General features: G+C 71.1%; 16 protein-coding genes and 3 pseudogenes. 4 read left to right on the top strand and 15 right to left on the bottom strand.

Features of this window, described 5'->3' with window-relative positions:
* Positions 1–99 precede the first annotated feature (99 nt).
* Together MM438_RS11200 and MM438_RS11195 are read left to right on the top strand one after the other, a co-directional pair.
* Positions 100–4,974 (top strand): NAD-glutamate dehydrogenase, encoded by a 4,875-nt coding sequence (locus MM438_RS11200; RefSeq protein ID WP_241452565.1) that lies wholly within the window; start codon positions 100–102, stop codon positions 4,972–4,974.
* Positions 4,975–5,083: 109 nt separating this feature from the next.
* A complete protein-coding gene (locus MM438_RS11195) occupies positions 5,084–6,589 on the top strand; it encodes a sensor histidine kinase (protein WP_241452564.1) in 1,506 nt (501 codons plus the stop codon).
* A 177-nt stretch (positions 6,590–6,766) separates the two neighbouring features.
* Here the strand turns inward: MM438_RS11195 and MM438_RS11190 are convergent, their stop codons facing one another.
* Positions 6,767–7,015: a WhiB family transcriptional regulator gene (locus MM438_RS11190; protein ID WP_241452563.1), complete on the bottom strand. Its 249-nt coding sequence runs from the start codon at positions 7,013–7,015 to the stop codon at positions 6,767–6,769.
* Positions 7,016–7,361: 346 nt separating this feature from the next.
* On the opposite strand from MM438_RS11190, the gene MM438_RS11185 reads away from it, so the two are divergent.
* Positions 7,362–7,745, top strand: coding sequence for a hypothetical protein (locus tag MM438_RS11185; protein ID WP_241452562.1), 384 nt, complete (start codon positions 7,362–7,364; stop codon positions 7,743–7,745).
* A 13-nt stretch (positions 7,746–7,758) separates the two neighbouring features.
* Here MM438_RS11185 and MM438_RS11180 read toward each other — a convergent pair whose 3' ends face one another.
* From MM438_RS11180 to MM438_RS11170, 3 genes are read right to left on the bottom strand one after another with little or no spacing between them, the layout of a single operon-like run.
* Positions 7,759–8,136, bottom strand: a complete 378-nt coding sequence (locus MM438_RS11180) for a fluoride efflux transporter FluC (RefSeq protein ID WP_241452561.1) — start codon at positions 8,134–8,136, stop codon at positions 7,759–7,761.
* Positions 8,133–8,654 (bottom strand): FluC/FEX family fluoride channel, encoded by a 522-nt coding sequence (locus MM438_RS11175; RefSeq protein ID WP_241452560.1) that lies wholly within the window; start codon positions 8,652–8,654, stop codon positions 8,133–8,135. Before MM438_RS11175 ends, MM438_RS11180 begins: the two co-directional genes overlap by 4 nt.
* Before the next feature lie 44 nt (positions 8,655–8,698).
* A complete protein-coding gene (locus MM438_RS11170) occupies positions 8,699–12,799 on the bottom strand; it encodes an FtsK/SpoIIIE domain-containing protein (protein ID WP_241452559.1) in 4,101 nt (1,366 codons plus the stop codon).
* 181 nt (positions 12,800–12,980) lie between these two features.
* Here MM438_RS11170 and MM438_RS11165 point away from each other — a divergent pair, with 181 nt between their 5' ends.
* Entirely contained in the window at positions 12,981–13,229 is a 249-nt protein-coding gene (locus tag MM438_RS11165) for a hypothetical protein (protein WP_241452558.1), read from the top strand.
* 1,011 nt (positions 13,230–14,240) lie between these two features.
* Here MM438_RS11165 and MM438_RS11160 read toward each other — a convergent pair.
* From MM438_RS11160 to MM438_RS11115, 11 genes and pseudogenes are all read right to left on the bottom strand, one after another.
* The gene (locus tag MM438_RS11160; RefSeq protein ID WP_241452557.1) at positions 14,241–14,867 is read right to left on the bottom strand and encodes a hypothetical protein; all 627 of its coding nucleotides are present in this window, start codon (positions 14,865–14,867) and stop codon (positions 14,241–14,243) included.
* Positions 14,864–15,028 carry a hypothetical protein gene (locus MM438_RS11155; protein WP_241452556.1) on the bottom strand — a complete coding sequence of 55 codons (165 nt, stop codon included), beginning with the start codon at positions 15,026–15,028 and terminating at the stop codon, positions 14,864–14,866. Before MM438_RS11155 ends, MM438_RS11160 begins: the two co-directional genes overlap by 4 nt.
* 1,097 nt (positions 15,029–16,125) lie before the next feature.
* Positions 16,126–16,443, bottom strand: a pseudogene (locus MM438_RS11150) (integrase core domain-containing protein); the annotation flags it as partial.
* Between the two features lies 1 nt (position 16,444).
* Positions 16,445–17,863 carry an IS30 family transposase gene (locus tag MM438_RS11145; RefSeq protein WP_241450126.1) on the bottom strand — a complete coding sequence of 473 codons (1,419 nt, stop codon included), beginning with the start codon at positions 17,861–17,863 and terminating at the stop codon, positions 16,445–16,447.
* A 67-nt stretch (positions 17,864–17,930) separates the two neighbouring features.
* A pseudogene (locus tag MM438_RS11140) lies at positions 17,931–18,245 on the bottom strand (DDE-type integrase/transposase/recombinase); the annotation flags it as partial.
* Between the two features lie 12 nt (positions 18,246–18,257).
* Positions 18,258–18,446 (bottom strand): annotated as a pseudogene (locus MM438_RS17105) (IS3 family transposase); the annotation flags it as partial.
* A 182-nt stretch (positions 18,447–18,628) separates the two neighbouring features.
* Complete coding sequence (locus MM438_RS11130) at positions 18,629–18,940, bottom strand: transposase (RefSeq protein ID WP_241450127.1); 312 nt, start codon at positions 18,938–18,940, stop codon at positions 18,629–18,631.
* 83 nt (positions 18,941–19,023) lie between these two features.
* Complete coding sequence (locus MM438_RS16945; RefSeq protein ID WP_420914033.1) at positions 19,024–19,470, bottom strand: helix-turn-helix domain-containing protein; 447 nt, start codon at positions 19,468–19,470, stop codon at positions 19,024–19,026.
* A 297-nt stretch (positions 19,471–19,767) separates the two neighbouring features.
* Positions 19,768–20,142 (bottom strand): hypothetical protein, encoded by a 375-nt coding sequence (locus MM438_RS11125; RefSeq protein ID WP_241452555.1) that lies wholly within the window; start codon positions 20,140–20,142, stop codon positions 19,768–19,770.
* A complete protein-coding gene (locus MM438_RS11120; protein WP_241452554.1) occupies positions 20,133–20,414 on the bottom strand; it encodes a hypothetical protein in 282 nt (93 codons plus the stop codon). The genes MM438_RS11125 and MM438_RS11120 overlap by 10 nt, the downstream gene beginning before the upstream one ends.
* 295 nt (positions 20,415–20,709) lie before the next feature.
* Positions 20,710–20,880 carry a helix-turn-helix transcriptional regulator gene (locus MM438_RS11115; RefSeq protein ID WP_241452553.1) on the bottom strand — a complete coding sequence of 57 codons (171 nt, stop codon included), beginning with the start codon at positions 20,878–20,880 and terminating at the stop codon, positions 20,710–20,712.
* Between the last annotated feature and the right edge of the window lie 129 nt (positions 20,881–21,009).

Genomic DNA, 21,009 nt, shown 5'->3' with positions numbered 1-21,009 from the left:
GGCCTGGGGTGGCCTGTCGGTCCGCACGGCATACGGCTAGTCTCGGCGCCAGTGCACAAAGTCGTGCACCCGTCGAGATCGATGAGGTACTCACAGGCCATGTCTGCATCCTTCGACCAGCCCCGCGAGAAGCTGCTGACCGCAGCCGCGGAGGTGGCAGGGCGCTCCCGGGACGGCACCACCGCCCAGCTCCTCCACCGCTACTATCGCCACACCGCCACCGAGGATCTGCGCGACAGACCACCGGAGGACCTGCTGGGCGCGGCCCTGGCCCACCGGGACCTGGCGCGCCGACGCGAGCCGGGCACGGCCCTGGTGCGGGCCTTCACGCCCACGGTGGCGGAGAACAAGTGGGCCTCGGGACACACGGTGGTCCAGGTGGTCACCGACGACATGTCCTTCCTGGTCGACTCGGTCACCGCGGCGATCATGCACGACGGGCGCACGATCCACGACGTGGTCCACCCCCGGCTCGTGGTGCGTCGCGACGTCACCGGCCAGCTGGTCGAGATCCTCGACGTCGACCCCGAGGACGCCCCGCGCGGAGCGTTCGACGTGCACGTCGAGTCCTGGATGCACGTCGAGATCGACCGGGAGTCCGACGGCGCCGACCTGCGCGCCCTGGAGCAGCACCTGGTGCGGGTCCTCGGCGACGTCCGCGAGGCCGTCGAGGACTGGCCCAAGATGCGCGAGCGCGCCGAGTCCACGGCCGCGGTCCTGCGCGACCACCCGCCGGCCGACGTGCCGGGCGAGGAGATCGACCAGGCCGTCCGGCTGCTCGACTGGCTCGCGGCGGGAAGCTTCACCTTCATCGGCTCCCGGGACTACGTCCTGGCCGGGGAGGGCGAGGACCTCGCCCTGCGGGCGGTGCCGGGCACGGGCCTGGGCATCCTGCGCTACGACGAGCGGCAGGCCTCGATCGCCCACCTGGAGGGGGCGGTGCGGGCCAAGGCACTCGAGCCCCACCTGCTGATCATCACCAAGGCCGACTCCCGATCCACGGTGCACCGCTCGGTCTACCTCGACTACATCGGCGTCAAGACCTTCGACGCCGAGGGGCGGGTGACCGGGGAGCGGCGCTTCCTGGGCCTGTTCACCTCCGGGGCCTACACCGAGTCCGTCCTGCGCATCCCCGTGGTCTCCGACAAGGTCGCCGAGGCGCTGCGGCTGTCCGGCTACGGACCGGACAGCCACGACGGTCGCGACCTCGTGGGCGTTCTGCAGACCTTCCCCCGTGACGAGATCTTCCAGTCCGACCCGGCCACCCTGGCCGAGGTCGCGACCTCGATCATCCACGCCAAGGTGCGACGGCAGCTGCGCGTGTTCCTCCGGGAGGACGTCTACGGCCGTTTCACCTCCGTCCTGGTCTACCTCCCTCGTGACCGCTACACCACCGAGACCCGGTTGCGGATCGAGGGCCTGCTGCGCGAGACCTTCGGCAGCGACCAGATCGACTACACCACCCGTGTCAACGAGTCGACGCTCGCCCGGCTGCACTTCGTGGTGCGCGGCGAGCAGGGCGCCACCCTGCCCGATGTCGATCGAACAGCCTTGGAGAGCAAGATGATCGAAGTTACCCGCGCCTGGTCCGACGACCTCGGCGAGGCCGTCACCAACGAGCACGGAGAGGAGGCTGCCGCCAGTCTGCTCAAGACCTACGGGCAGGCCTTCTCGGAGTCCTACAAGGAGGAGTTCGGCGCGCGGGTCGCCGTCGTCGACATGGCCCACCTGGAGGGGCTGGCCCCGGGCCAGCTCGGCCTGAACCTCTACCAGCCGCTCGGGGCCGACGCCCGCGTCCGGCGGATGAAGGTCTACACCGACCACGAGCTGTCCCTCTCCCGGGTGCTGCCGATCTTCACCGACCTCGGCGTCGAGGTCACCGACGAGCGGCCCTATGTCGTGGACCGGGCTGGCCGGGCGCCCGCCCATGTCTACGACTTCGGTCTGCGCGCCGCCCGCGACGGCGACTGGGAGGACCACGGCGGTGACGTCCGGGCCCACGTCCAGGAGGCCTTCGCCCAGGCCTGGGCCGGGGAGATCGAGTCGGACCGCCTCAACTCCCTCGTGCTGGCCGCCGGCCTGACCTCGCGTCAGGTCGTGATCCTGCGCTCCATCGCGAAGTACCTCCGTCAGGCGGGGACGACCTTCACCGCGGCATACATCGAGGATGTGCTGGTCGGGAACCCCGAGATCAGCCGGATGCTGGTCGAGCTGTTCGAGACCCGTTTCGGTGTCGGGACCTTCGCCGACGACGAGGAGGGTATGACGCAGCGGCGCGCCGCCGAGGAGGCCGTGGTCGCCCGCATCATGGATGCCCTGGAGCAGGTCGCCTCCCTGGACGCCGACCGGATCCTGCGGTCCTTCCTGGGCATCATCCAGGCGGTGCTGCGCACCAACTACTACCAGCGCACCCAGGAGGGTGCCCTCAAGCCCTACCTGTCGATGAAGCTCGACCCGCACGCGGTGCCCGGCCTGCCGGCGCCCAAGCCGAAGTTCGAGATCTGGGTGTACAGCCCGCGGGTCGAGGGCGTGCACCTGCGCTTCGGCAACGTGGCACGTGGCGGTCTGCGCTGGAGCGACCGGCGCGAGGACTTCCGCACCGAGATCCTGGGCCTGGTCAAGGCCCAGATGGTCAAGAACGCCGTGATCGTGCCGACCGGCTCCAAGGGCGGTTTCTTCGCCAAGCAGCTGCCGGACCCGGCCGCCGACCGTGACGCCTGGCTGGCCGAGGGCATCGAGTCCTACAAGCTGTTCATCTCCGGCCTGCTGGACCTGACGGACAACCGCGTCGGGCAGGACATCGTCCACCCGGTCGACGTGGTGCGGCACGACCCCGACGACCCCTACCTCGTGGTGGCGGCCGACAAGGGCACGGCGAGCTTCAGCGACATCGCCAACGGCGTGGCACAGTCCTACGGCTTCTGGCTGGACGACGCCTTCGCCTCCGGCGGCTCGGCGGGCTACGACCACAAGGGCATGGGCATCACCGCCCGCGGGGCGTGGGAGTCGGTCAAGCGGCACTTCCGCGAGCTGGGTCACGACACCCAGTCCGAGGACTTCACGGTCGTCGGCGTCGGTGACATGAGCGGTGACGTCTTCGGCAACGGCATGCTGCTCTCCGAGCACATCCGTCTGGTCGCGGCCTTCGACCACCGGCACATCTTCGTCGACCCGCAGCCCGTGGCCGCGACGTCGTACGCCGAGCGGCGCCGCCTGTTCGACCGGCCGCGGTCGTCGTGGGCGGACTACGACACCTCGTTGATCAGCGAGGGTGGCGGCGTCTTCCCGCGCAGCGCCAAGTCGATCCCGGTGTCCCCGCAGATGGCCGAGGCGCTGGGCCTGGAGGGTTCTCCGTCGTCGATGACCCCTGCCGAGCTGATGAAGGCCATCCTGCTCGCCCCGGTGGACCTGCTGTGGAACGGCGGTATCGGCACCTACGTCAAGGCGTCCACGGAGTCCAACGCCCAGGTCGGCGACCGGGCCAACGACGCCATCCGCGTCGACGGTCGGGACCTGCGCGTCAAGGTGGTCGGCGAGGGTGGCAACCTGGGCGCGACCCAGCTCGGCCGCATCGAGGCCGCGCACAGCGGCATCCACGTCAACACCGACGCGATCGACAACTCCGCCGGCGTGGACACCTCTGACCACGAGGTCAACATCAAGATCCTGCTCACGGGTCTGATGAAGGAGGGCGACCTCACGCTGAAGCAGCGCAACGAGCTGCTCGCCTCCATGACCGACGCGGTGGCCTACCAGGTGCTGCGCGACAACTACGAGCAGAACGTCCTGCTCGGCAACGCGCGCTACCAGGACGAGATGATGGCGCCGGTCCACCAGCGCCTGATCGCGTGGCTGGAGGAGCGGGGCGAGCTCGACCGCGCCCTGGAGTTCCTGCCCACCGACACCGAGATCGCCGACCGGGTGGCGTCGGGCCACGGGCTCACCTCGCCCGAGGCCTCGGTCCTGCTGGCCTACTCCAAGCTGGCCCTCAAGACCGACCTGGCGACCAGCGGCCTGGCCGACGAGCCGTACTTCCGCCGGACCCTGGCGGAGTACTTCCCCGAGCCGGTCCGGGAGCGGTATGCCGACCAGCTGCAGCAGCACCCGCTGCGCAACGAGATCATCGTCAACTCGGTGGTCAACTCCCTGGTCAACCGTGGTGGGATGACCTTCGCCTTCCGCGCCATGGAGGAGACGGCGGCTCGTCCGGAGCAGATCGCCAAGGCCTTCGTGGTGGCGCGTGAGGTGTTCGACCTCAAGGGCTTCGTCGCGCGGGTCGAGGAGCTGGACAACAAGGTCCCGACCGACACCCAGACCTGGATGTACCTCGAGTTCCGGCGCCTGATGGACCGCGCCACCCGGTGGTTCCTGCAGAACCGCCCGGTGACCCTGGACGTCGAGGCCGAGATCGAGCGCTTCCGGGACGCGGCGGCGCGGTTGCAGCCGCAGATCGCCGACCTGCTCAAGGGCAGCGAGCAGGAACGACTGCTGGGCCAGGCTCGTCAGCTGGAGGACCAGGGCGTGCCCGCCGACCTCGCGGTCAGCGCGGCCGGCATCCTGGACCTCTACTCGGTCCTGGACATCGTGGACATCGCCCGCAGCGCGGGTCGGGAGATCGACGAGGTCGCCCGGCTGTACTTCCAGCTGTCGGAGCACTTCGGCATCGACACGCTGCTCACCCGGGTCTCGGCCCTGCCGCGCGACGACCGCTGGGACGCGCTGGCTCGTGGCTCGATGCGGGACGACCTGTATGCCGCCCTCGGCTCGCTCACCCTCGCGGTGCTGGCGACCGCGGGGGACCTGTCCGACCCGGCCGCGCAGATCGCTCGGTGGGAGGAGCTCAACGCCGACCAGCTCGGTCGGGCCCAGACGGCTCTGTCGGGCATCACGCGGCTGGAGCGGCCGGGCATCGCGCCGCTGTCGGTGGCGCTGCGGACCCTCCGCAGCGTGATCCGCGCGGGTAGCCCCGAGTGATCGGCTGACACCTCGGACCCTCATCCCCGGCCCGGCACCGCCTCCTGCGAGGTGGCTGCCGGGCCGGGTCGCCGCTACGGGCAGGGGGGTGTCACCTAGGGTGGCCCTCGTGGCGACCCTCACCGACACCCTCCGCTCCGAGACCACCCTCGACGCCTCGGACATCAACTGGCTGCGACTGCTCGTCGGCGACTGGCAGCTCCTGTCCGACCTGACCTTCGCCGACATGGTGCTGTGGGTGCCGACGCCGTCGGGGGAGTGGCTGGTGGTCGCGCACGCACGCCCGACCACCGGGCGGATGGTCTTCGTCGAGGACATCGTGGGGACCCGGCGGGTGCGACGTCGCAGGCCGGCGCTCAACGAGGCCTACGCGTCCCGCCGCATCGTGCGGGATCAGGACCCGGGATGGCTGGACGACGAGGGGGTCCGGGTGGACGCCATACCCGTCGTGCACGAGGGTCGGTCGATCGCCGTGATGAGCCGCTGCACCAACCCGGCCTACCTACGGGTCCCCAGCCGCCTCGAGCTGTCGTACATGTCGGCCGGGGACGCGTTGTGCCGGATGACCGCGGCGGGGTCCTTCCCGAGCAGCGAGGTGCCGACCGGCCAGCGTCGGGGCGCTCCGCGCATCGGGGACGGCATGGTGCGCCTGGACGTGGACGGGGTGATCACCTACGCCAGCCCCAACGCCATCTCGGCCCTGCACCGCATCGGGCACGTCGGCCCGGTCATCGGGGTGACGCTCGCCGAGATCACCACCGAGGTGCTGCGCGACCACGCGCCCGTGGACGAGACCCTCGCCCTGGTGGTGACCGGGCGGGCGCCGTGGCGCACGGAGGTGGAGACCCGGGCCGGGCACGTGACCATGCGCGCGATCCCCCTGGTGGAGCGTCAGGACCGGGTGGGCGCCGTCATCGTCATGCGGGACGTGAGCGAGCTGCGTCGGCGCGAGCGCGAGCTGATGACCAAGGACGCGACGATCCGCGAGATCCACCACCGGGTCAAGAACAACCTGCAGACGGTGGCCGCGGTGCTGCGGCTGCAGGCACGACGGCTGCCGGAGGGCGAGGCCCGGGTCGCGCTGGACGAGGCGGTCCGGCGGGTGGGCACCATCGCGATGGTGCACGAGACGTTGAGCAAGGGTTTCGACGAGATGGTCGACTTCGACGAGGTCGTCAAGCGGTCCATCAACAACGTCGTCGAGGTGGCGCGGACCGAGGAGCCGGTCCGCGCCCAGCTGCAGGGGTCCTTCGGGCGGCTGCGGGCCGAGGACGCCACGTCGTTGTCGATGGTGGTGGCGGAGCTGGTGTCCAACGCCGTGGAGCACGGGCTGGCGCCGGCCGGTGGTGAGCTGGTCATCGAGGCTCGCCGGGGGCCGGACCCGCGGGGGAGCGAGGAGGACCGCGGTGAGCTGCTCACCGTGACGGTCGCGGACGACGGGGTCGGCCTGCCGGAGGGCTTCACGCCTCAGGGGGAGAGCCTGGGGACGCAGATCGTGTCGAGCCTGGTGCAGGACCTGCGTGGGCACATCAGCTGGGCGCGGCGTGAGCCACGGGGCACGCTGGTGTCCTTCACGGCGAAGCTGCGGGACCCGGCGACCGGCGAGGGCCGGTGATCCTGGCCCCGTCGCGGTGTCGCGCCGGCTGCGGGTCGGCGCCGAAGGCGGCCCGCCGACCTGGTCGCTCGACACGTGGTGCCGGGACGACCGCGGCGCCGTCGTCACGGGAGACGGCGGCGCCGTGAGGGTCGACCTGGTGGGCCGCGGGTCCCGGAACGGGGCCGCAGCCGGGGATCAGCTGGCTCGGCGGGCGCGGGCGTTGCGTCGCTTGAGAGCGCGGCGCTCGTCCTCGGACATGCCGCCCCAGACGCCGGCGTCCTGTCCGGACTCGATGGCCCACTTGAGACAGGTATCCATCACCGAGCATCGGCGGCAGACGGCCTTGGCCTCCTCGATCTGCATGATCGCCGGGCCGGTGTTGCCGATCGGGAAGAAGAGCTCGGGGTCTTCCTCGAGGCAGGCTGCGCGGTCGCGCCAGTCCATCGTTGTGCTCCTTGCCATGGCGATGCGGCCTGGGTGCGAGGGGAGCGCCCAGGTCCCGTACCCTGGTCCAGGGACGGGTGTCGTACGTCGATCCAACGACGGTCCGCAGCGCCGGGTTCCGCGCGTTACCGGACCGTGTCCCCTTGTGCGGTCGCACAAGGGGTCGGACGGCATGCTGCCGCTGCTCCCCCGGAAACGGGACGCTCTTCGATCGAGCGAAACGAGTAGCACACCGACAGTCAAGTCTAGGTTTGACAGGATCCTTTGCCTAGACGTATGCCGAAGATAAGGGCCAGATGTGCTAACGCCATCATCGGTGCGTGACGGTAGTCTGGGAGTATTCACTGTGAGTAGTCTAAGGTCCGACATTTCTGCCGGGTCCCAGCTCTGGTCGGCCGGCGTCCTCGCGGCCGAGGCGCTGGTGGCTCTCGAGGCGGCCCTGTGGTGGGGTTGGCAGCTCGCCCGGGGGGCCTCGCCCGAGGTCGCCCGGGTCCTCGTCGAGCTGGTGATCTTCGTGCTGGGGGCGGCCTTCTTCGTCGCGCTGGCGCGCGGTCTGGCGCGGGGCCGTCGCTGGCCGCGGACCCCCACCGTGGTGTGGCACGGACTGCTCGTCCCGGTCGCGGTGAGCCTGTGGCAGAGCGGGGAGATGCTCACCGCCGCGCTGGTCACCCTCGGCGTCACCGTGGCCGTGCTCGGCATCCTGCTCTCCCGGCCGGCGGCCGAGGGATGAGCACGTCGGGCGGTCAGCTCGACGCGACCGACCAGCCGACCGACGCGGCGATCACCCCACCCAGGACGTTGGTGGCGAGATAGGCGCTGAGCATGGGCCACTCCCTGCGGTGCATGAGCTCGGCGCAGCCCACGGCGAGGGCGGACCAGCTGCCGAGGCTGCCCGCGAAGCCCATGCCGACCAGGGCGTAGAGCGGCTCGGCCAGCGTCCCGGACGCCCACCACTGCAACGCCAGGCCGATGACGGTCGACGCCGCCAGGTTGGTGGTCGTCGTCGCGACCGCGCCGCGCGGGAGATCGTCCCGGGAGGGGGCCTTGAGGGCGACGGCATACCGCAGCATGGAGCCGAGGGCCGCGCCGATCGCGAGGCCGAGGGTGTCGAGGAGGTTCACGAGCGCCAGCCGCGGTGGTGCCGGACCGGGTTGTCGCCGGCCTCCGTCCCGCCGGTGATCGGCCCGGTGTCCGTGGGCCCGACGGAGGCCTCGTAGGCCGCAGGTCCCCGCCGGTGCGACACCGCCAGGGCCGACAGCGACGTGATCTCCCCCATGGAGATCTGCAGCCCGACGACGGCAGCGCCGACGCCGAGGACGGTGCTGGAGGCGAGGTAGAGCGCAGCGCCGGCCAGGTGGTGAGGTGCGAGCGCGAGCACCTCGCCGGTGAACAGGCCGAAGGTGGTGAACGACGCCAGGCCCCCGGTGAGGAAGGTCAGGGACCACAGCGGACCGCGGCGCAGCAGCCAGGGCGTGAGCAGGCCCGCCAGCAGGCAGCCGAGGGTCTGGGTGAGCAGCAGCCCGGTGGGGAACTCGCTGGGGGGGAAGGTCTGGCTCAGCGCGGCGCGTGCCAGCGCCCCGCCGAGACCCCCCGCCCCGACGGCGAGGAAGCGCGTGCCGGTGGTGGGAGCGGAGGACATGTCCCGATTGTGCCCCCTGGGCCGCCGTGGCCGCGCGGGCTCGCTCAGTCGGTGGATGGCCGGGCGACCTGTATGGCGAGACACCGTCCGTGGTCGACGAGGATCGCGCGTCCGGGCGGCGGCGCGTGCAGGCGGGGCACGCGCGTGCCGAGGAGCTCGCCGTCGGTGGGGTGGTGCGGCTGCAGGACGATCCCGGTGCCGCAGCGACGCAGCTCGGTCGCCAGGCCCCGGAAGGTCGCGGTGAGCTGGCTGCCCGACCCGGCGACGGCGACCGTGGGTGCGCCGGGCTCCTGGCGGCCGGCCCGCTGGGCGGCGGCCACGCAGACAGCCTCGGCAGGGGAGTCGAGGAGCAGCTCCGCATCGTCCACGAGCAGGACGACGCCCGGGCCCTGCAGAGCGACGCCGAGACGATCGGCGTCGTCGCGACCATGCACCAGGACGCCGTGGGCAGCGGCCCAGGCGGTGAGCGGGGACCGTCGGGTGGCGACGACCACCACGGGTCGCGGCCCTGGCGCCAGGGCACGCGTGGCCTGGGTGGCCGCGCCCGGGTCCTGGGTGGCCGTGCGCGGGCCTGCCGAGCCCGGGTCCGCCGAGACCTGGGACGCGGCGCCCTCGGCCGCATCCTCCAGAGCCGCCGCACCGAGGGCGGCGAGCGCGGTCGACCGGCCGCTGCCCGGTGGTCCCAGGACGGCGATGACCGGTGCGGTCGCCAGCGGCGTGGGAACGGGCTGCGCGGCGTCCCCGCCCAGGGCGAACGCCGCCGTGCCGCCCGGCCGCGACGCAGCCACGGTGTCGAGGGACACGTTGGTGGGCAGGCTGCGCAGCCGCAGCACCGGGCCGCTCGGGGCGCCGGCGCGAGCCCCGACCCGCTGCAGGTCGTCCGCGGTGACCAGGGCCAGCTGCACCTCGACGTGGTCGGGCGTGCGCAGGGCGCGGCCGGACGGCTGGACGTCAGGGCGGGCTGCGGCGGGCACCCCGGCGAGGGCCAGGTCGGTGGGGTCCGGCATACGCAGCAGGAGCCGGTCGCCGAGGTGCGTGGCGAGGGAGGAGGTGAGCAGCGTCCGGTCGCCCGCCATGGCGACCAGCAGCCCGCCACCGGGACCGTCGCGCAGCAGCGCCACGAGGGCGTCCTGCAGGGTCGCGGCGAGGACCGGGTCCACGGTTCCGACGACGGCGTCCCACCGGTCCACGAGGAGGAGGACGCGCCTGGCAGGCGTCTCTCGGCACCCGGCCGCGAGCAGCTGCAGCAGCCGCAGGACCTGCAGCGGATCCTCGGCGCCGACGACCGTCCCGCAGCAGGGGATCCGGGTGAGGTCGCCCAGCTGCCCGCCGCCGTCGACGGCGTGCAGGTGCACCTCAGGCTCGGCGAGGGCCGCCGCGGCGACGGCGCGCAGGGCGGTGGTGCGGCCGGTCCGGTGGGTGCCGACGACCGCGAGGTGACGGCCGCCCGCGAGGTCCAGCAGGTGCGGCACCTGCCGCTGCTCGTGGGGCAGGTCGGCGAGCCCGAGGGCGCCGCAGGGCAGCTCCTCCGGCCGGATCACGTCGGGCAGCGGCGGCAGCCAGGGGCGGCGCACCGCGGGTCGGCCCTGGGCGGCTGCCGTCACCGTGTCGACGAGGACGTCCAGCTCGGTCCGCCCGGTCGCCGGTGGTGGCGGAGGTTCCCCTGCCACGAGCACCTCGACGAGCGAGGTGCCGGGCTCCGCCGCGGGTGCGCCCGCCCAGGCCACCTGCAGCAGCCGAGGTGGACCGCCCGCGGTGCGCCACAGCGCCCGGCCGGGACGCCGGTCGCCGAGCCGGGCCGCGTCAGGGGCCTCGAGGATGTCCTGGGAGTCGGCGGCGTCGCGCATGCGCAGCGCGATGCGGGCGTTGACGTTGGCGCGGATGTCCGGGGTGACCACGCCGGCCGGCCGCTGGGTGGCGAGCACCAGGTGGACCCCCAGGGAGCGGCCGACGGTGGCGACGGCGAGCAGCCCGTCGACGAAGCCGGGCACCTCCTGCGCCAGCACCCGGAACTCGTCGACCACGACGACGAGGCGGGGCAGCGGCTCCGCGTCGCAGCCACGACGGGCGAGGTAGGCGTCCAGGTCCGCCGCCCCCGCGTCGCGCAGCAGGCGCTCACGGCGGGTCAGCTCGGCACGCAGGGAGACCAGGGCGCGCTCGGCGAGGTGCTCGTCCAGGTCGGTGAGCAGCCCGGTGGTGTGGGGCAGGTCGGCGCACCGGTCGAAGGCTGCGCCGCCCTTGTAGTCCACGAGCAGGAAGGTCAGCTCCTGCGGCGACAGCGTGGTCGCGAGCCCGGCGACGAGGGTCTGGAGCAGCTCGGACTTCCCGGAGCCCGTGGTGCCCCCGACCAGGACGTGCGGCCCGTCGGTGACCAGGTCGAGCACCACCGGTGCCGATCCGTCGTGACCGATGACGGCGGCCGGTCCCCGCCGCTCCGCGGCCCAGCGTGCGGCGACGGCGTCCGGGTCGTGGACCTCGAGGCCGAGCGCCTCGGAGAGCGGCAGCCGGTCCGGAGGCGCCTGATGCCGGCTGGGTCCGGAGCCGGTCACCAGCGGCGCGAGAGCCGCTGCCAGCGCCTGGGGCCATCCCGCCGCTGCACGGTCCGGGACCACTGCGGGCACGAGGGTCCCGTCCGGCATCCCCGCGGACCCGCGGCCTCGCCCGTCGAGGGCGAGCCAGGCGCGGGCCGTGGCGGGCAGGCGGTCGGCCTGCTCGGTCGCGGCGAGCACGACGCCGGCCCGCAGCCGGTCGAGCAGCGCCACGCACGCCGGGTGCTCGGCCTGCACGACGACCACCAGGTGGCCGTCGGGGTCTGCCGCCAGCGCCGCCACGAGGGCTGCTGCCTCGTCGGCCGGGAGCGGAGGTGACCCACCTGGGAGCCACCGGACCCAGTCCCAGCGCCGGGCCGCGCGGGCGGTGGGTGCCACGAGGTGCACGTGCGCCGGGCCGCTCCAGCGCGTCATACCCCCGCCGAGGGCGGCGGCCAGCACCTCGTGTGCACCCGGCCCGGCGATCGCCGTGCACCCGGCCGCGCGCAGGTCGACCTCGAGGGGTGCGTCCTCGAGGACCGGGGTCGTGGGTGGGCGGTCGGCGGCGCGCACGGTCACCAGGGAGGGTTGCCGGGCGCGACCGAGCCGCACCAGCCAGGAGCCCGGCGCCGGGTCCCGCCACAGTCCCGCGCCGCGGGCGGAGACCGCCAGGAGGGCGCGGGCCGGGTCGGCGGTACGCCCCTCCCGCAGCTCGACCTCGGCGGCGAGCGCCTCGGCGACCTGGCGCTCGCAGACCCGGGTGGCCTCCTCGTGCCGCGCCTGCTCCGTGGCCCCGCGCAGACGTCGCCGGCGGCTCTCGGTCAGGTGCGTGGCGAGCACGACGAGGGGTCCGAGCAGGCCGAGGACCAGCAGGTATGGCGCCCGGACCACCGCCGCCAGGAACGCGGCACCGGCGAGCGGCAGCAGGAGCGTCACCCAGGGGAAGGCCGGCGGGTCGGCCTGGGCCGGAGGCCGAGGCAGCTCCACCGTCACCTCCCTCCGGGTGGCGGCCGGCGTCGGGCCGGGGTGCACGACGAGGTGGCCCTCGCCGTCGGCCCGGACCCGCCCGGGGCGCGGGGGACGGGTGACCACGAGGGTCGAGTCGCCCAGCCGGAACCTCACCCCGGGCGCGACCGGGGTGCTGCCGCTCGCCGTCACCCCGTCGACGCGCGAGCCGTTGGTCGAGCCGACGTCCAGCAGCCGCACGCCGTCCTCGCGCACCGCCAGGACGGCGTGGTGGCGGGACAGGGCGGGGTCGGGGATGACCAGGTCGCACCCGCGGTCGCGGCCGACGACGTGGTCGCCGCTGGCCAGCGGGAGGACGAGTCCGGCGGCCGGCCCGCCGACGGCGCACAGGAGGAGGCGGTGACCCCGGGAGGTGGTGGGCGCGGGAGCGGCGCCGGGCTCCAGGCGGGCTCCGCGCAGCAGGGGCGGGTGGCCGAGGGCGGCGTCGTCGGGCAGGGGGAGCGCAGCGACCCGCCATACCGCGGCGTCGTCCAGACCCAGGCGCTCGCACAGGTGCGGGCGGAGCTCGGCCCAGGTCGTCCCTGCGGGCGCGGCGACGGTCACGACGGATCCGCCCGTCGGTGTCATCACCTCGAGCTCCACGCGCACCATCGGTCCTCCTGCTGCCTCGACAGGTTCCAGGCTGCCGGGCGGCAGGTCGCCGCCGGGCCCGTCGTCCACAGGTCACCCGCGCACGGCGGGCACGCACCGTGATGTCCACACCCATTGGGCGTCAGCTCGGCGGCGGGGCCCGAGAAGTTCCTACCGTGGTGTGACCGACGAAGGAGCCACCATGACCCCCGCCACCCTGCACGCCGAGATCACCGAGCTGATCCGGCGCGACGGCGTGGACCCCGTCGTCGACCGGCCCCGGGTCACGGCGCTGGTGGCGCGAGCGGTCGAGGACTACGACGAGCGCGCGGTCGCCGCCGGGCTGCCGCCGCTGGACGACCCCGCCGGCACCGCGCGCGAGATCGTCGACGAGATGGCGGGCTTCGGCCCGTTGCAGCCCTATCTCGACGACCCCGTGGTCAAGTGCTAAAGATGTGGACGAAGGATAGGGCCGGACCGGGATGCCCACACGACGACCCCCCGTGGATGATCCGTAGGTGCTCGCGGAGTAGGTGACGGCCCCGGCCCACGCCGCGCGACGGGGGGCATGCAGGAACGAGCGAACGAGCCGCGAGAGGGACGGACCTACGGGGCAGTGATCGCCTCGGAGGTCCGGGCATCCAAAGCGGCAAACGGGGCGTAATCCTCGGGATAGATCGTCCGAGACCTACCCATGTCGTAGAGCGTGGCTTGGATACGGAAGCGACGGCCCTTAGCGGGCAGGGGCACCCAACAACGCCACGCCGTATCCAACTCGACAAGGGTTGTCCTAGCCGTCTCGCAAACCCCCACCCCGTCGACATAGGCGCGGGTAGCATCATCCACCGTGAGAGCCCTAACCGAGTAGGGCCGATCGCGTCCGGGCCATAGGTGCGTCTTGACGGTCACGATGGCGCCCCTCCCGGCCGACACCTTGCCGTAGGGGTTGCGCCCCAACTCGCGCCAGTAGGCAGACTCCGGCAACCCCGTGACCACAGAGATGGAGTCAATCTGCCCACCGGACCGGACGCGCGGTCGCAGGTCTGGGAAGTAGTCCCACGACAAAGCCGTAAGGGAAGCGATCAATGCGATGACCGCCGTCACCCCCGTGAGTGACGGGCGGGGCAGCCTCCAGTCGCGTTCGCCGGAACGTGAGGACCGGACCACCGGGCGCCGTGCCCACCTCGGGACATGCCGTCTCGCCACCACGGAGGCAGTATGCGCCCGACAGGGACTGTGCGCCCCTTGGGGCGAACGTGGGGCCAGAACGCTCTGTACGGCTCCCTAACGGCCTGATATCCCTTCCGAGTGCCCACATCCAGGGTGGATGTGAAAGGCCGCCAGAATGGCTCACAGAGCATTCCAGGGGCATGCCTGCTCCCCACAACGCAGAAAGGCCGCCCCCGACCGGCTCCAGGGAGAGGGAGCACAGCCGGGGGCGGCAGGAGTCGAACGGGTCGGGTCAGGCAGTCGGGCCAGTCGCGGCAGCCTTAGCCCGCGCACGAGCCTTGGACGCCCGTTCGGCTTCACGCTGACACTCCCGACAACGACGGCCAGGCAACCCATCCTTACGGCGCGAACGGGTCAAGATCCACGACGACGGGTCCGACAGGTCGTGGCCCTTGCCGCACGTCTCGCCGGTCGAGCCTCGGGGGCGGGCCACGGCATGCCACGGGTTGATACACCAGGACGTGCCACAGGCGGGAACGCAGGCCATGTCCCAGGCGAGACCATGCCGGAGGTGAGCGTGAAGGACGCGACGTAGGGACCGCTTCCGCTGGTGCAGCGTGAGCCTCGGCCTACCGGCGCTGTCGTGCTCGCCTATCCACTCCCAGCACGCGGCCTTGGCGCCGGGCAGGGTGTAGATCTCGCGGATGGTCCTCGGCATCACGGGACCGTCCGCGAGATGGATCACCGTCCGCTCACCCAGCGACTCCTCAAACTCTCGCAAAGTCCAGTTGTGGCCGTTCTCGGACGGAGGCTTGACTTCCCACGGGCGGTCCTGCGTGAACTCGACGTGAAAGCCATCGGCCAGCAACTCCGCCTCAAAGCCCCGTTGCAGGTCGAGCCGGGTGACCCTGACGGTCATCGGTGCTCCAGGAGCCGGGTGGTCACCAAGGCGAGCGCGTAGGCTAGCCGGTCGCAGATGTCAGCCCCCTCGGCAGGCTTTACCGGGCGCATGTCCTCGTCTCCGTCGACCTCTCGGACGGGCGGCAGGTAGGGGATGGTCGGGTATTCAATGGTGGTCATCGGGTGTTTTCCTTCCTTGTTCGTGGGTGTTGGGGTGAGACAGGCCCAGGAAGGCCCCCAGGAGGCCCAGAGAGCGACTTTCTGGCCTTCCGGGTGTCCCGGGCAAGGGAGAGGGGGTTCTAGGGCCTCAGAGAGCCGTACAGGAGATGCCTCCCCCTAGGGGCTCTGTAAGCGGCAGGCAAGACGTTCCGGGCCACTTCCGGCAGTAGGTGACGGCAGACGGAAGGAGACGGGCCCAGGAAGGCCCCTAGGCGGGGATCTGAGCGACTTTCTGGCCTTCCGGGTGTCCCGGTAAGGGAGGACCTGTTTCGGAGCCTCCAGACGGCGTACAGGAGCGATTCCATCCGGCGGTCGAAAGATGACCGGCGAATGGAGTTACCGGCGGGAGGGGCGAAGCCCCGACCGGCAGGACAGGAGACCGGCGAATGGAGACCGAGGACCGTAGGGAGCGGCGGGAGGGGCGAAGCCCCGACCAGAGCGACCGGAGGTCCGAGGGAACCGAGGACTCCAGGAACGCGACTCCCTGTCCCTGCTCTGGGTCACGGTCCGCCGCCCGGCCGATTGAAGGGCCGGGCAGCAGACAGGGACGGCGAGCCCAGACGGCGAAGGAGGAGACCGGAAGACCTCCCCTCTTCCCTCGCCTCCGATTGCCGGGGGCAGGTCGGCGGAAGCCGGAAGCCGGAGGCCCAGTTACCGGCGAAGGGACGGAGGGACGAAGTCCCGGAGTCCCGGAGTCGGTCTAAGGATCCCCGGAAGCGGAAGCCATCTACCGGCTACCGGAGGCCCAGTTACCGGCGAAGGGACGGAGGGACGAAGTCCCGGAGTCCCGGAGTCGGTCTAGGAGGCAACCTCCTGCCTCCGCTTCCCCTCCGCCCGGTAGAACCATTCGGCATCGACGGGTGGGACTAGGTGGCGGATCGGGATGACGAGGTTCGCTACGTCCAACTCGGAGCGACACTCGGCTAGCCGTTCCGTCACCCAGTCTCGGAAGGGGCGACTACCCCACGGCGGTCCCTCTGCCGGACCGGAGGGGATTCGCTCAGTTGAGGTACTTCGCTCAGTTACTACTTTGAAGCGTTCGGGCGCGGTGGCCGGGGCTATGCGAGTGCTTCTTGGGGCTGGTTGAGGGTGTAGTAGTCGTTCTCGTACTCGACCGGGGGTCGGTGTCCCAGGCTTGAGTGCAGGCGGTCGTTGTTGTACCAGAAGACCCATCCGGCGGTCGCGTACTCGACGTCGGCCAGGGTGCGGTATGGGCCGTCGTGGAACACGTCGGTGGCGATGCACTCAGTCTTGTACAGGCCGATCTCGCATTCCATGAGGGCGTTGTCGTAGGCGTCGCCCACAGTGCCGATCGATGCGGCGATCCCTTCGAGGGCGAGGTGCTCGGTGAAGGCCAGGCTTGTGTACTGGGCGGGTTCAACCGGTCGATGCAACACCGGCTTGTTCCAGCGATCGTAAGTGCTCGCCGAGCACTTCTGCGGGTGTCTTCCATCCGAGGACCTTGCGGGGCCGGTTGTTCAGGGTGTACGCGATGGCCTGTAGGTCGGTCGCGGTCCAGCGGGACAGGTCGGTGCCCTTGGGGAAGTACTGGCGCAGCAGCCCGTTGGTGTTCTCGTTCGTGGGCCGCTGCCAGGGCGAGTGTGGGTCGGCGAAGAACACCCGGGTGCCGGTCGCCATCGTGAACGCGGCGTGCCCGGACAGCTCCTTGCCGCGGTCCCAGGTGATCGTCGTGCGCAGCTGCTGCGGCAGGTCGCTGATCGCGGCCGTGAGGGCCTGGTTCATCGCGACGGCGCCGTACCCGCCCAGTGAGGTGCCGTTCTTGGCCGGGGGCTGCTCGCCCCACCCTTCCAGCCGGGGTAGGTGGACCAGGATCGTGGCGCGACTGTGCCGCTCGACCAGCGTCCCGATCGCCGAGCGGCCCGTCCCGATGATCAGGTCGCCTTCCCAGTGCCCCGGCACGGCCCGGTCGGCGGCCTCAGGCGGCCGCTGGCTGAGGACGACGTCGGGGGTGACGTGTCCCTGGGCCTTGTTCCGGGACCGCTCGCGCGGGTGACGCAGCGCTCGGCCGGTACGCAGGCAGGCCACCAGCTCGCGTCTGAGCGCGCCACGACCCTCGATGTACAACGCCTGGTAGATCGCCTCGTGGCTGATGCGCATGCCTTCATCATCGGGGAAGTCGATCGACAACCGTTGGCTGATCTGCTCGGGGCTCCACGCCCTCGACCAGCGCCGGTCAGCGCGTCGGGGCTTGTTCAACCCTTTCCACTCGCCGGCGTCCGGGCCGGCCACGACCGTGCCGTCCGGGTGGCAGACCTGCCCGGCGAGCCGGTCCTGGACGTAGGCGCGCAGCCGCGGGTTCGTGACCATCTTCGCGACCTTCGGCCGCTTGGCCGCTTCCTGAGCCTTCCACTGCGCCACGACAGCCCGGTACTCCAACCGATGACCACGGGTAACGGCGTTGCGGCGCAGCTCACGACTGATCGTGCCCGGGTCGCGCTGAAGCTGTCGGGCGATCGAGCGCACCCCCGCCCCCTGGGCACGCAGGATCGCGATCTCCTCACGTTCCTCGAACGACAGATACCGCCCGGACGGGGCACCAAGACTCAGCGGTGGCATCCCCCCAGCGTGACGAAACCACCGCATCCCCACCGGCACGGACACGCCCACCACCAACGCGGCCTGCGCGGTCGTGACCCCCGTCGCGATCACCCGCCAGAACTCCCGCTGCACCGCCCGCGACGGCTGCGGACGGCCCGGGGAACGCATCGGCGGCCGCAACGCCCGATCAGCACGCCACTGCCGACGCACCCCCTCGGGCACATCGCCGGTCCTCATGCTCCAATGCCCGGTCGCCACGACCCGCACCACCCTCCTGCTCAGGGTGTTGCGACGACCAGTTGAATCCGCCCTGCGAGCCGGCGTCGCTGTGCGAGACCAGCTGCCCGGGCGCGACGGGGTGGCCCTGGCGTTCGCGTTCCCACACCGCCATCCGCAAGGGCGTCATGACCAGCGGAGTCGTCTTGGTGGATGCGACGTGCCAGCCGACGATCCGCAGCGAGTAGCAGTCCAGGACGAACGCGACGTAGCAGAACCCGGCCCACGTGCGGACATACGTGAAGTCCATGACCCACTTCGTGTTCGGCGCGTCGGCGGTGAAGTCCCGGTTGAGCAGGTCACCGGCACGGTGACCGTCCTTGCCCGGGATCGTGGTCCTGACCTTCTTGCCGCGTCGCACCCCGGCCAGGCCCAATGCGCTCATCGCGGTGTGGACCCGCCCGTAGGACACGTCATGCCCAGCGCGCAGGAGCAGGGCGTGCATCTTGCGGCGCCCGTACAAGCCTTCGGGCGTCAGGACCCACCGGCCCCGCTCACCGGCGCGTGCCTCGAACCGGTAGGCGCTGCAATGGATCTCGTTCATGAGATAGGCCAGGTCCAGGGCCCGGCTCGAGATGATTCGTGCCCGGGCGGCGTCGTCACGGGTCGCTGCTGACCAGCGACGGTAGGAGCGCGCGGCGACCTGACAGCCCTGAGAGGTCAGGACCTGACAGACCGACTCGACCGCGTACCCCTTGGCCCTCATGGAGTCGATGAAGTCCATGATCAGCGCTTGCGGGAGTCGAGCGCTCCCGCGAAGAAAGTCGTTGCGGCCGAGAGGATCTCGACCTGCTCGCGGAGCTTCTTCACCTCAGCACGTAGGCGAGCGTTCTCAGCGTGTTCCTCACTGGTGACCCCCGCCTTGGCGCCGGTGTCGACGTCGTCCTGGGCGACCCAGCGGCGCAGGGTTTCCTTCGCGACGCCTTCCTGTTTCGCGACAGCCTCACAGGCCTCGGTCCGCGACCGGTAGTGAGCCCGCTGCTCACGCACCAACCTGACCGCCCGCGCGCGGGTGTGCTCGTCGTACTTCTTCGGCATGGATCCGATCCTTCCGGTTCAGACCCGCAAACCCCCGGCCACGCCACCCGAACGCTTCACTTCGCTCAGTTGAGGTACTTCGCTCAGTTGGGGGAACTCAGTTCCCTTAAAGATCCTCCAGTAGGGGAACTCAGTTCCCTTAAAGATCCTCCAGTAGGGGAACTCAGTTCCCTTAAAGATCCTCCAGTAGGGGAACTCAGTTCCCTTAAAGACGGGGTGTCCCTGCCCCAGCCGTCCGGGGTCTGCCCTCGGTCGAGCGGAGGCAGTGCCCAGACGGTCGCGTGTCCAGACCGTCGTTTCGCGGGTCGTCGCTCCGTCAGCCATCCCGACTCACGGGCCATGCGTCGGGCCTTCCTGACGGTCCGGTCCGTCACGCCGGTTTCCGCGGCCACCGTCTCTGACGATACGAACGTCTCGCCGGTCGCGTTGTTGACGTGCGTCGCGTGGCAGATCAGGACCAGCCGCTCACTGGGTGTCAAGCCGTTGTCCGGTGAGCAGACGGCGTTGATGTAGCGCAGGACTTGCAGCATCCCGGTCGACGTTCCCCTGGACCGGGGTGGCGTCGTGGGGCTGGTCGTCGTTGTGGGTGCCGGGGTCGGCGCCTCGGGTCCCCCGCCAGTCACGTCGACGGGCACGAACTTAGCGAGGGGACTCAACGTCGGCCTCCCTTGCGGCCACGGCGGGCAGCGCCACGACGGCGGCCCTGCAAGCCACGGATAGCGGCGTCAACCTCGGCGGGAGTCATACGGCCCCCGTTGCTCGGCGTGTACTTCTTCACTTCTCTTCGCTCCTTCCTTGTGGATGCTTCTCGGGTGTGAGAGGTCTTGTCAGTCGCTCTCGGTAGGCAGGGTGAGTCGGCGGCAGGTCACTACGCCGTGACGGCGGTACGAGCCGTCCAGGAAGCCGAGGTTGCGTAGTTGGTTGATCGCCTTCGCCGTCACCAGCGGCGCGGCCCCAAGGGTTCGTTCCAACTGTGCGACGGAAATGCACACCTCGTTGTCCTCGTCGGCGTAATGGGTCAGCGCATAGGCCACCGTCGCCGTGAACCCGCCTCTAGACCTGCGGCTCGCCTCCGTGGCCCAGCGTTCCGCAAAGGGGGTGGTCCTGCGGCCCCCTAGTACGTAGTCAAGGTAGGCCAGCGTTGAGCGGTCGATAGCGGGCATGTTCATCTGTCCTTTCAGTCGTCGGGTGTTCAGTCGCACTCGGGGATCGTCAGTCGCCTTCGGGTCACCCCCTCGCGGCTGCCAAGGTTGGCGAGCAGGCCGAGGTCGTGCAGTCGGCCTACGGCTTGAGACGTACCCCTCGGGCTACTCCCCAGGTCGCGAGCCACCTCCCCGACCGAGACAGCCAGAACGCCCTCGGCATCGGCGTAATGGGCCAGCCTCCAGGCCACGGCCCTCGTGAACCTGCGGGTCGCTAGACGGTCGGCCTCGGCCAGCCAGCGGTCGGCGTAGGTGGTGTCCATTTCGGTCATGCCCCCTCCTCCCAATAGCCGCGTGAGGTAGCACAGCAATACGCGGTCCTGTCCAGGTCAACGTCACGCAAGACGCGGCCGCAGTGCTCGCAGGGTCGTCCCGGCTGGTCCGGAGAATCGGTCATGGGAATTGGCCCCCCTTCGATAGGTCGAGCGCAGGACCCCTGACGATCCCGCTCAATTCCATTCCTAGCGGCGCACCTGAGCAGAATCGTTTTCGGACGGCCCTCTCGGTACGTCACGGCAGGTCGGGCGTAGTCGGGGCTGTGCGGGCCGACAGACCCATACGCGACGGTCACTGGTCGTCGTCCTCAGTCACGCCGAGGTAGGCCTTGAGGTCGGCCAGGCGGTAACGGCAATGGCCTCCGGGCATCTTGGAGTAGGCCGGTCCCTTCCCCTGGGATCGCAGGTTGCAGAGGTGTCCGACGGACAGGCCCAGGAATGCGGCAGCCTCCCGCGTGGTCATGGGCCGGTCTGCGAGGGCGGGGTGGAGACAGGAAAGGGGCGAAGTGGGCCGTAGCGGTTCACCTCCTACGGCAAGCACCGGAAACCCCCACACGGATAGATAGAGGGGCGAAAGCAGACCGGCTCTTTC

Source organism: Arsenicicoccus dermatophilus (assembly GCF_022568795.1).
GTDB classification, from domain to species: domain Bacteria; phylum Actinomycetota; class Actinomycetes; order Actinomycetales; family Dermatophilaceae; genus Arsenicicoccus; species Arsenicicoccus dermatophilus.
The sequence above is the reverse complement of the archived record's forward strand: the minus strand, read 5'-3'. Positions and strand labels throughout refer to the sequence as shown.

Excerpts from the sequence above, each read along its gene's own strand:
- MM438_RS11200 (WP_241452565.1), top strand. The coding sequence starts at position 100 with ATGTCTGCATCCTTCGACCAGCCCCGCGAGAAGCTGCTGACCGCAGCC.
- MM438_RS11190 (WP_241452563.1), bottom strand. The coding sequence starts at position 7,015 with ATGGACTGGCGCGACCGCGCAGCCTGCCTCGAGGAAGACCCCGAGCTC.
- MM438_RS11175 (WP_241452560.1), bottom strand. The coding sequence starts at position 8,654 with ATGTCCTCCGCTCCCACCACCGGCACGCGCTTCCTCGCCGTCGGGGCG.
- MM438_RS11170 (WP_241452559.1), bottom strand. The coding sequence starts at position 12,799 with ATGGTGCGCGTGGAGCTCGAGGTGATGACACCGACGGGCGGATCCGTC.
- MM438_RS11165 (WP_241452558.1), top strand. The coding sequence starts at position 12,981 with ATGACCCCCGCCACCCTGCACGCCGAGATCACCGAGCTGATCCGGCGC.
- MM438_RS11160 (WP_241452557.1), bottom strand. The coding sequence starts at position 14,867 with ATGACCGTCAGGGTCACCCGGCTCGACCTGCAACGGGGCTTTGAGGCG.
- MM438_RS11155 (WP_241452556.1), bottom strand. The coding sequence starts at position 15,028 with ATGACCACCATTGAATACCCGACCATCCCCTACCTGCCGCCCGTCCGA.
- MM438_RS11145 (WP_241450126.1), bottom strand. The coding sequence starts at position 17,863 with ATGAGGACCGGCGATGTGCCCGAGGGGGTGCGTCGGCAGTGGCGTGCT.
- MM438_RS11130 (WP_241450127.1), bottom strand. The coding sequence starts at position 18,940 with ATGCCGAAGAAGTACGACGAGCACACCCGCGCGCGGGCGGTCAGGTTG.
- MM438_RS16945 (WP_420914033.1), bottom strand. The coding sequence starts at position 19,470 with ATGCTGCAAGTCCTGCGCTACATCAACGCCGTCTGCTCACCGGACAAC.
- MM438_RS11120 (WP_241452554.1), bottom strand. The coding sequence starts at position 20,414 with ATGACCGAAATGGACACCACCTACGCCGACCGCTGGCTGGCCGAGGCC.
- MM438_RS11115 (WP_241452553.1), bottom strand. The coding sequence starts at position 20,880 with ATGACCACGCGGGAGGCTGCCGCATTCCTGGGCCTGTCCGTCGGACAC.